Here is a 926-nt window from a genome sequence, read left to right as displayed (position 1 = left end):
GCCGAGGGCACCCGGGCCTTCGTTCCAGGCCAGAACAGCGACGAGCTTTCCGTTCTGGACGATGAGCAGATAACGGACCTCGCGGCGCTGGCGCAGGAAACGATGAGCATCATCGAGGCGTTCAAGATCCCCGTCGTTCTGAACCTGGGAGGCCTGGCTCTGGGTGGCGGGACCGAGCTCGTGGCCGCGGCACACTACGTGGTCGCATCGCGCGTGGAGCGCATCTACCTCGGCCAGCCCGAGACCTACATAAACCTGATTCCCGGCTTCGGGGGTACCCAGCGCCTGGTCCGGCTGATGGCGGAGAAATCCCGCCTCGGCCAAAGAAGTGGTCTGCTCTTCGCCGTCGACACGATCCTGACCGGTCAGCCGATGAGCGTCGAGGATGCCTATGCCCACGGGCTGGTTTCCGAGCTCGTTCCCGGGAACTCCCTGGCCCGTGCATACCACCTCGCCGCGGGCCACTGCCGCGGCACCGACGACACCCTCCGCAGAGCCATGAAAGAGCGCCACCAGGCTGTTCTGCGCTGGGAGGAGCCCCTGATCGACGACGAAACGGGCCGCCCCATCGACCCGTCGATCATCACCGAGGACGTGCAGGTCAAGGGGTACCTGCATCAGGCCGAGACGGTGGGCAGAAGGGGCGCCGTCTACCGGTACGCCCTCGATCTGGTCATCAGGAACATCACGGAGGGAGTCCAGTACGGGGAGGAGGCCTACTACTTCGGACAGGCGGGGAGCAGCAGCGAGTTCCGCAAGTCGATCGCCCTCTTCCGCAACCGCATTCCCCTTCCGCGTCCTCCGCGCAGGCCGATGACGGAAACGGAGCGGTCGCAGATACGGCAACTGGCGGACCGGGCAATTTCGGAAGCATGGACGCCCCGAACCGGGCATTCCCGGAAACCCGGGGTCGAGAGCTGATGGGA

At 65.7% G+C, this 926-nt stretch carries 1 protein-coding gene; it reads left to right on the top strand.

Annotated elements, in window-relative coordinates; all coding sequences use genetic code 11:
• Window positions 1-921 (top strand): hypothetical protein (locus GTN70_11800; GenBank protein NIO17642.1); only part of this gene is annotated, 921 nt, incomplete at its 5' end.
• Window positions 922-926 lie beyond the last annotated feature (5 nt).

The organism is Deltaproteobacteria bacterium, assembly GCA_011773515.1.
Classification (GTDB): Bacteria; Desulfobacterota; Deferrimicrobia; order J040; family J040; genus WVXK01.
This window is presented reverse-complemented; position numbering and strand designations above follow the sequence as displayed.